The 7,670-nt window shown below is 46.9% G+C and carries 11 protein-coding genes and 2 pseudogenes; all 13 read right to left on the bottom strand.

Annotated features, from left to right (window positions below):
• Nucleotides 1-178 (bottom strand): annotated as a pseudogene (locus tag QZ310_RS13395) (conjugative transposon protein TraK); the annotation flags it as partial.
• Between the two features lie 18 nt (nt 179-196).
• A complete protein-coding gene (gene traJ, locus QZ310_RS13390; RefSeq protein ID WP_290088612.1) occupies nt 197-1,195 on the bottom strand; it encodes a conjugative transposon protein TraJ in 999 nt (332 codons plus the stop codon).
• 29 nt (nt 1,196-1,224) lie between these two features.
• Nucleotides 1,225-1,863 carry a DUF4141 domain-containing protein gene (locus QZ310_RS13385; protein WP_297073734.1) on the bottom strand — a complete coding sequence of 213 codons (639 nt, stop codon included), beginning with the start codon at nt 1,861-1,863 and terminating at the stop codon, nt 1,225-1,227.
• An 11-nt stretch (nt 1,864-1,874) separates the two neighbouring features.
• A complete protein-coding gene (locus QZ310_RS13380) occupies nt 1,875-2,219 on the bottom strand; it encodes a hypothetical protein (protein ID WP_297073732.1) in 345 nt (114 codons plus the stop codon).
• Nucleotides 2,220-2,230: 11 nt separating this feature from the next.
• The gene (locus QZ310_RS13375) at nt 2,231-2,368 is read right to left on the bottom strand and encodes a hypothetical protein (RefSeq protein WP_297073730.1); all 138 of its coding nucleotides are present in this window, start codon (nt 2,366-2,368) and stop codon (nt 2,231-2,233) included.
• Complete coding sequence (locus QZ310_RS13370; RefSeq protein ID WP_297073727.1) at nt 2,365-2,541, bottom strand: hypothetical protein; 177 nt, start codon at nt 2,539-2,541, stop codon at nt 2,365-2,367. The genes QZ310_RS13375 and QZ310_RS13370 overlap by 4 nt, the downstream gene beginning before the upstream one ends.
• Nucleotides 2,538-5,045, bottom strand: a complete 2,508-nt coding sequence (locus tag QZ310_RS13365; RefSeq protein ID WP_297073724.1) for a TraG family conjugative transposon ATPase — start codon at nt 5,043-5,045, stop codon at nt 2,538-2,540. The genes QZ310_RS13370 and QZ310_RS13365 overlap by 4 nt, the downstream gene beginning before the upstream one ends.
• A complete protein-coding gene (locus tag QZ310_RS13360) occupies nt 5,042-5,362 on the bottom strand; it encodes a DUF4133 domain-containing protein (protein WP_297073721.1) in 321 nt (106 codons plus the stop codon). The genes QZ310_RS13365 and QZ310_RS13360 overlap by 4 nt, the downstream gene beginning before the upstream one ends.
• Complete coding sequence (locus QZ310_RS13355; RefSeq protein WP_297073718.1) at nt 5,362-5,700, bottom strand: DUF4134 domain-containing protein; 339 nt, start codon at nt 5,698-5,700, stop codon at nt 5,362-5,364. The genes QZ310_RS13360 and QZ310_RS13355 overlap by 1 nt, the downstream gene beginning before the upstream one ends.
• Nucleotides 5,697-6,422: a hypothetical protein gene (locus QZ310_RS13350; RefSeq protein WP_297073716.1), complete on the bottom strand. Its 726-nt coding sequence runs from the start codon at nt 6,420-6,422 to the stop codon at nt 5,697-5,699. The genes QZ310_RS13355 and QZ310_RS13350 overlap by 4 nt, the downstream gene beginning before the upstream one ends.
• Nucleotides 6,419-6,946: a DUF3408 domain-containing protein gene (locus tag QZ310_RS13345; protein ID WP_297073714.1), complete on the bottom strand. Its 528-nt coding sequence runs from the start codon at nt 6,944-6,946 to the stop codon at nt 6,419-6,421. The genes QZ310_RS13350 and QZ310_RS13345 overlap by 4 nt, the downstream gene beginning before the upstream one ends.
• Complete coding sequence (locus QZ310_RS13340; RefSeq protein ID WP_276928994.1) at nt 6,939-7,397, bottom strand: DUF3408 domain-containing protein; 459 nt, start codon at nt 7,395-7,397, stop codon at nt 6,939-6,941. The genes QZ310_RS13345 and QZ310_RS13340 overlap by 8 nt, the downstream gene beginning before the upstream one ends.
• A gap of 4 nt (nt 7,398-7,401) precedes the next feature.
• Nucleotides 7,402-7,670 (bottom strand): annotated as a pseudogene (locus QZ310_RS13335) (ParA family protein); the annotation flags it as partial.

Raw genomic sequence — 7,670 nt, 5'->3', positions numbered from 1 at the left:
GCATTAGAGACTTGCCATTGTCAAGGACATAAATCTTCTCACGCTGCTTCTCTGCAAAACTGAGAGAGAAACATACCGACGAAATGGCAATCACCGCACATGCACATACCACTACAATTCCGAAGAGCCTGATTTGGCGAAAGGAGGTTTCTATGTTTTTGAGTGATTTGAATTCCATTTAATCAGTGTTTGAAGGTTATTTCAAAAGTTTACCGGCTCTACCTGCAACATTTCCAGCGACTCCACCTGCAATTGAACCAGCCCATGAGCCACCTTGAAGGGCAGCATTATTGACATTTCTGTTGTAACTGCCCATGCCACCGGCCTGAATAATCCAGCCTGCTACGGTGGGGATAGTGAAGTATCCGATTATGCCGATGATCATAAAAATGACATAAGCACTGTTCGTTCCGTCAATGTCAACATTCGGGTTGTTAGTGAGTTCCGAGATGTCATTCTGGAGCATTAGGACTTGAATTTTTGCAAGTATCGTACTGAACAGGTCGGCAACCGGAAGCCAAAGATATGTCTGAATGTAGCGGCATATCCATTGGGTAAGCGTTGACTGAAAACCATCCCATACGGAAAGAGCAAAGGCAATCGGTCCGAGAATCGATAGTACCACCAAAAAGAATGTTCTTATTGTATCAATTGTGAGGGATGCAGCTTGGAATAGCATTTCCAACAATTCACGAAAGAAATTCTGAATAGCTTTCTTCACCTTATACATTCCACGCTCGATATACATTCCGGCGGCAGTACCTATTTCAGTCACGCCCAATTCGTCAATCTGCCTGTCAAATTCAGCATCATCAACCAAATAGGCGGTGGAGGGGTCATTCATCATCTGTTCATACTCCAGCCGATCTTTCTCCTCTCGATACTTTTGCATATCGAGTGTTTGACCTTCAAGCATTGATGCCGTACCCTGCACAATCGGAGACATTACCGTGTTGATTGTTCCTAACACTACTGTAGGAAAGAACATGATACAGAATCCTATAACAAAGGGGCGAAGCAACGGAAAGACATCAATCGGCTCAGCTCTTGCGAGTGACTGCCACACTCGGTATGCCACGTAGAACAGCGCACCTAATCCGGCAATTCCTTGAGCCACACCGGACATTTCCTCGCACAGCGGCATCATTTCATCATAGAGCGACCGGAGGATAGTGTGCAGGTTTGAAAAATCAATGGCACATAAGATAGTATTGGGCATAGGCATTACCAGTATTTTTCAGATCCGTCACCATACAAGCTGACAACCCTTTGGGTATCGGCTTTTTTCTTGGCACGGAGATATGACACGCTGATGTTCTTGTTGGTGTAGTATGCCGTCAGATTCTTTAATCGCTTCATCTCCTTGTAGCAATCATCGACAACATCCATACGGTCTTTATCAGTCATGGATAGAGTTGTGATATTGACGACTTGCTTCAAATCTCCAAGTACACCATTGGCTTCCTCCAATATTCGGGTATAGCCGGACGCGATTGCCGAAAGTTCCGACGATGTGAAGTTGGGGTCAGTGAGCATCTTCTGGAAGTTGTTGACGTAGTAGCCGGAGATATTGCCGAGCATCAGGATTGTCTGTTGCACCTTTCGGGCATCGCGGACGAGATTGTTGACAGACTGGAGAGCATCGTAATACTTCTTCGCCTGCTGGTAAATTTTCACGGTCTCCTGAAAATTTTTAATCATATTCTGAGCCGTAGATGTTTCCTGAACAAGTGATTTGGAGTTATTTACGATGCTTTGGGCGATGTTTGACGGGTCAATTACTGTCCATTGGGCGTTTGCTTTGCCCACTCCAAAGAGTAGGACAAAAGCAAATACTGTGAGAAGAATTTTTAATTGCTTCATTGGTTTTGTTTTTAGAAAGAAATCTTGACTGTGGTTTCGGGATTGATGCTCTTGGCATCCTCGTTTTTCTTCTCAGTAGAATAGTAATCCATGAGAAAAACTCCCTGCGGAGTGACGAAGAGTTCATCACCGCTTTCTGTGATACCGATGGTTACTGGCCCATTGGTGCCACTGAAAGTAGCTACCTTGTCTGATGAGGTGGCAGTGAGGATGTATGAGCGTTCCTTGCTACGGAAGCAACCACCTTCTGTGACGGTTACTACTGGTAGTCCTTTGATTGTCTCAAAGTGGAAAGTGAGTTTCTTATCCTCGCTGTACCAGTAGTTGTGTTTGAGATTTTTGAGAAAATTATTCACGTTTTTGAGTTTTAGTTGATTTTGGAGGCTGCGCCTCCGATTATCTTCACTCCCACATAGAGCAGAAGCAAAGGGAATGTTATTAGAATTGTCACGCTTGCCAGTGTACCAAGAATCAGAGCAATGGCAATTTTCAAAAGTGTCTTCATAGAGAAAGCCAGTTTTTAATGGTCAAGGATGCTTCCATGAGAAAGGGCTTGGCATATTCAATTGCTTTCATCATGCCGACAAACACTACCGAGAGGACTGCGATTCCGGCGAGAAAGAGGATGAATCCAATCAACACTCCGAGTATGGGATGAAAGACTTTGGGTATCTTCATGTCGCAGCCTCCCTTCTCGCCTGTGCCATCATGCGGATAGCCATTTCAAGGTTGCCTCCGAGTTTTGCAGCAAGTCGCTGCACCTCCACCTTCTCCGTCTCCTCAGTGGTGTAGCAGTAGTATTCCTCAGCGGACACCTCCGTGGCATAGACAGCTGACTGTGTGCCTCCGAGTCCAATCCACACCTCTTTATATAGTCGGCTTGGATTGTTCGCCATATTGATACTGAGAATCTGAGCTTTCTCCTTGTCGGTCAGACCGAGTAGCTCCTGAATCTGGTCGAAACGGTTCATGTACTTGCGCTGATCCAGAAGAATCTTGCAGTCGGAGTTGTTGATGATGGTCTCTTTCACAATCGGCGACGAGATAATATCGTCAACCTCCTGTGTGACCACCACAGCCTCACCGAAATACTTGCGGACAGTCTTGAACATATACTTCAGATACTCGCTCATAGTGCTGGTTGACAACGCTTTCCAAGCCTCCTCGCAGATGAGCACTTTTCGGATGCCTTTCAGTCTTCGCATTTTGTTGATGAAAGCCTCCATGATGATGATTGTCACCACCGGGAATAGTTCCTTGTTGTCCTTCACCGCGTCAATTTCAAAGACCACAAACCGCTTGTTGAGCAGGTCGATGTTCTCCTTTGAATTGAGCAGGAAGTCAAAGCGTCCGCCATGATAGTATTGCCGCAGGGTCGTCAGGAAGTTGTCAATGTCGAAGTCCTGTCTGTAGATGGGTATCGGACGGTTTGCCATTTCAACCTTATATTCGTCGCGCATGAACTCATAGAAGGAGTTGAAACATGGAACTATCTCCTTGTCCTTCGCCATCTTGTCAAGGAACATTGACAATGCCGAACCTAATTCACCGCTTTCAGTTTTCGTCACCCTGTCATCCTCGGATTTCCAGAGTGTCAGCAGCAGCGTCTTGATGGAGTCTTTCTTCTCCACATCGAATACCCCGTCATCCGTGAAGAACGGATTGAATGATATGGGATTATCCTCAGTATAGGTGTAGTAAATCCCGTCCTCGCCGTGAGTGCGGTTGTGGATCAGATTACACAGACCTTCGTAAGAGTTGCCCGTGTCAATCAGCAATATGTGCGAGCCTTGCTCGTAATATTGTCTGGTGAGGTGGTTGGTGAAGAATGACTTTCCGCTTCCCGACGGTCCCAAGATGAACTTATTGCGGTTCGTGGTTATGCCTCGCTTCATAGGTTCATCGGAGATGTCGAGATGCACCGGCTTTCCGGTCAGCCTGTCCACCATCTTTATTCCGAAGGGCGATAAAGATGAGCGGTAGTTGGTTTCGGCAGTGAAAAAGCAAACAGCAGGTTCGATGAACGTGTAGAAGGATTCCTCCGCAGGGAAGTCAGCCTCGTTGCCGGGTATCGCTGACCAGAACAATGTCGGGCAGTCGATGGTATTGTGTCGTGGCATACACCCCATTGTCGCCAGCTGACCGCCGACCTCATTCTTGATTCGCCGCAGTTCCTCGGCATCATCCGACCATGCCATTATGTTGCAATGGCAGCGCACCGAGATAAGGCTGTAAGAATGAGCCTCGTTGAGATAGCGGTCAATCCATTCCTTGTTGATGGCATTGCTTCGGCTGTACTTTGAAAGCGAGTTCATATTTCTTGCCGTCTTCTCAAACCTTGCCAAGTTCTCGTCATGGTCATCAATCAGGATATACTGATTGTAGATATGGTTGCAGGGAAGAAGCAAACCAACGGGGGAAGCGAAGCTCAATCTGCAATCAGACCTGTCAGTGGATAATCGCTCATACCGGTTGTCAGTGCTGACTTTGCCGGGAAGATCATCTGTATCTGAAAGTGTATGAAGGCACAGCATCTTATCTCCGATTCTCATCTCCTTCGCCGAGAGGTCAATGTCTTCAAGGCAATTTACATCACCCATTGACAGCGACATATATTTCTCAATGATTCCGGAGGTGGATTCTGTTCCGACAATCTCATCATCTGAAAGTCGGCGCAGCTTGATATAGCCTGTGTCATTGATGATTCGCTCAAACTGTTCAACCGACTCCATGAACTTGACAACCATCTCGTGATTCAATTCTTTTGGAGTCAATCGCCCACGGCAGAGTGTCGAGAAGTTGCTCTGCTGGCGCATTCGCTCCTTCGTGGTCTTGGTAAGGAACAGGTAGCATTTGTGGGCGAGATATGGCCGCTCGTTGAAGTGACGTTCAAAGCTCCGGTCAAGGAATGATAAATCCTCCTTCTGGAGTTCCGGCTTGTAGGTCTCGCTCATGAGCCAGTCCTGCTTATGCACCACCGAGAAGTGAGGCAACACCTTGATTGCCTTGCACCATGCGGCGTGCATCGACTCATATTCGGCAGAGGTTACGGTGAAAAGTTCCGGGAGACTCACCTCAAAGGCCACGGTGATGTCCGCGTCCTTTGAGATGATGCAACCGTGTTCCACCGCAAGCAGCGGGAGTTTTGACTCCATCGTAGTAGCTCGTAGTGTGTTTCTCATTTTCTTCTACTCTTGATTAATCGTGTGAGGCGGAGGCGGTTGATGATGTAGCGAGGATGATATTTCACAGCCGAGAGTTTCATCAGACCATATTCGCCATACTTGGCATTGAGGTGGAAGGTGAGCCACACAAGGATTGAGGTTGCCGTGACACCGAAGCCGATGCAGATCCATTGCGATATTCCTACGATGTACATGATGACAAACACCACGAACATCGCAAGCAATCCTCCGGCGAAGATGAACAGATACTGCGCTTTCAATCCCTTGTATTCCACCGACCTTCCAATACCTTTGTTGATATTGTACTCAGCCATCAGAGGAAGAATGAGCGGAGGATTGTGGCGGCTACAATCAGGAAGATACAGGCACCGAACCATGAGGCGGCAGTCTTGCTGGTGTCGGGGTCGCCACTCGACCATTTGGAGTAAACCTTGATGCCGCCAATGAGACCGACAACGGCACCGATGGCATACACCAGTTTCGTCCCCGGGTCGAAATAGGAGGTGACCATTGAAGTGGCTTCATTGATGCCACTCAACCCGTTGCCGGCAGCTGACGCACGAGTTGCGCTGAGGAGCGCGGTGAGAAGTGCCAGAGTCAGACGGCACTTTATATTTGAGATTTTATCTTTGAGATATTTGATGGGATTCATCTTGTTGTAGGGGTTAAGGTTTGAGATTTTGGGATAAAATCAGAGATTATAAACTCGTCAAATGAATTAACTGAGACTTTTTCCGGAGCGGTTGTTTCAATCTTTACTCCGAGGGCTTCAACCTTACGTTGGCACTCATCGAGTTTATCGAGGATATATCTGGGAATATGATCCATCAGTTCTGTATTCTTGAAATTCGCAAATACACGAACTACATACTGATGTTCCTCTGTTGTCGGCTCAGTCTTACGGCCAAGAATCAGTTCTGCACGTGCAAGTTCATCAAAGTCAGCACCTGTCGCATTGGGAGTGGCGATAGAATCGTCACTATCCGATATTTCGTCAGCAATGCGTTGGTCCGTCTCAAATGCAGCTTTTATTTCTTCCGGACTAAGTTGGGCCGTATTCTCAGGCGATTCTGTTTCGTCAAACTCAACATCTTCAATATCCATCTCCTCCATAAATTCGGAGACCGCATTTTCGGATGCTTTGGCGGCAATTCTGCGTACATCATCCATTGAGAATTTGCTTTTGCCGACACCTGCCTTACGGACTGGTGCGGATGTAGGCTCATGCTCGGTTACATCTTTGGAGTTCTCATCTGCCTCATCATTCTTTCCGGAAGATTCATTGGTTTTATATCTTTTCAGAAAGTCTATGGCAAATAGGACGATGAAACCCATGTTGAGCATGAATACCACTGAAAGAAGTATATCTTTCATGGCTGACTGTTAAAAACGTCCGACTTCATGGATTCAAGGAGTTCTTTGTTATTGGCAAAGTGCGTCTTGATGATTGCCTCTGCGAACGAGCCGATTGTGACTCCATTGCCGGTCCAAGCTACGATTTGCTTCAGTGCATCAGCACAGTCAGCATCAAGATGTACCCACGCTTCGTTGCGTGACTCAACGCTGGGTTGCAGATATTTTTCATCATACTTTTCGCAGGTTGACTGATACTTTTCGAGGTCACCGACAACCAACTTATTATACATTGCCCGGCGCATGTATTCATGCAGAAACTTGTATTCTTGGAGATGGTCGGCAATGATAGCACTGACGTATGCTCGAACTGTAGTGCCCCCCATAGCAATGAGATTGACTACATCCTTGATTGCTTCAAGCATATCGGTGGTGACACCAATGCAGCGTTGGTGACGAATCGGTCGCCGGGTGAAGTATTTCCGGGCATATTCATCTTTTGTCCAGAATGAGATACCGGATTTATTGGAAGAATTGTTATTCATCGTTTTGGTTAAAAGGGTTTGGTGTTGACTGCCTGCTCATCATGCCATTGATTAGCCCTGAGAACTGGGCAAAATGGTATTCAAGCAGGTTGTGAATGAAAACCGACAATGGGAACCGGTCATAGCCTTCTCCGAAGCAGCGCATAAGAGCCTTCAACTTTTTGCAGTCATCACGGCTGACGTAATAGGTCTTGCCATATCGCATTGACTCACCAAGGTTGGGTCGAAGAAAAATCTCCTGATACTCCAATGGTGTCATCTCCACATCATTGTTCCGGCTCTGTAAAATGATACTCTCAGCTTCTCTTTCATTACTTTGTGCCTTTTCCACCGTGGTGAGTTCGGCTTTCGCTTCGGTAGTCCCTCGGTCTCCTTTTCGTTGAGGTGACACGGGCTTGTATGAGTCGAGGAAATTGTCGGGTGTAATCTCGCCATTGTTCTTCTTCGTCATAGCGTTACATTGCAGTGATTTTTAGAAACTCATCGACCAGTTCCTCAACACCGCTTCCACGGAGCTGTGTCTTGTCGGGCGGTATCAGAGTTGACCGGAAGATAGCGCGTTTGAGTTCTCGGCTTCCCTCACGGCGGAACCGGACACTATTAGGGAGGCGAGTCTCCATCACATTGATGTTCAGTTCTGCCATGAATTCATCGTAGATACGATAGAGTTCAGTGCGCTCACGTGGGTCAACCATATTCCAGACTACACTAAGTTGGCGGATAG

This window comes from uncultured Duncaniella sp., assembly GCF_910577345.1.
GTDB lineage: Bacteria > Bacteroidota > Bacteroidia > Bacteroidales > Muribaculaceae > Duncaniella.
Note: the sequence above shows the minus strand (reverse complement) of the source record. Positions and strands in the feature narration are given on the sequence as shown.

Bases quoted from the DNA above. Each gene is read 5' to 3' on its own strand.
- QZ310_RS13355 (WP_297073718.1), bottom strand. From the start codon at position 5,700: ATGAATCCCATCAAATATCTCAAAGATAAAATCTCAAATATAAAGTGC.
- QZ310_RS13350 (WP_297073716.1), bottom strand. From the start codon at position 6,422: ATGAAAGATATACTTCTTTCAGTGGTATTCATGCTCAACATGGGTTTC.
- QZ310_RS13360 (WP_297073721.1), bottom strand. From the start codon at position 5,362: ATGGCTGAGTACAATATCAACAAAGGTATTGGAAGGTCGGTGGAATAC.
- QZ310_RS13345 (WP_297073714.1), bottom strand. From the start codon at position 6,946: ATGAATAACAATTCTTCCAATAAATCCGGTATCTCATTCTGGACAAAA.
- QZ310_RS13385 (WP_297073734.1), bottom strand. From the start codon at position 1,863: ATGAAGCAATTAAAAATTCTTCTCACAGTATTTGCTTTTGTCCTACTC.
- QZ310_RS13370 (WP_297073727.1), bottom strand. From the start codon at position 2,541: ATGAAGATACCCAAAGTCTTTCATCCCATACTCGGAGTGTTGATTGGA.
- QZ310_RS13365 (WP_297073724.1), bottom strand. From the start codon at position 5,045: ATGAGAAACACACTACGAGCTACTACGATGGAGTCAAAACTCCCGCTG.
- QZ310_RS13340 (WP_276928994.1), bottom strand. From the start codon at position 7,397: ATGACGAAGAAGAACAATGGCGAGATTACACCCGACAATTTCCTCGAC.
- QZ310_RS13375 (WP_297073730.1), bottom strand. From the start codon at position 2,368: ATGAAGACACTTTTGAAAATTGCCATTGCTCTGATTCTTGGTACACTG.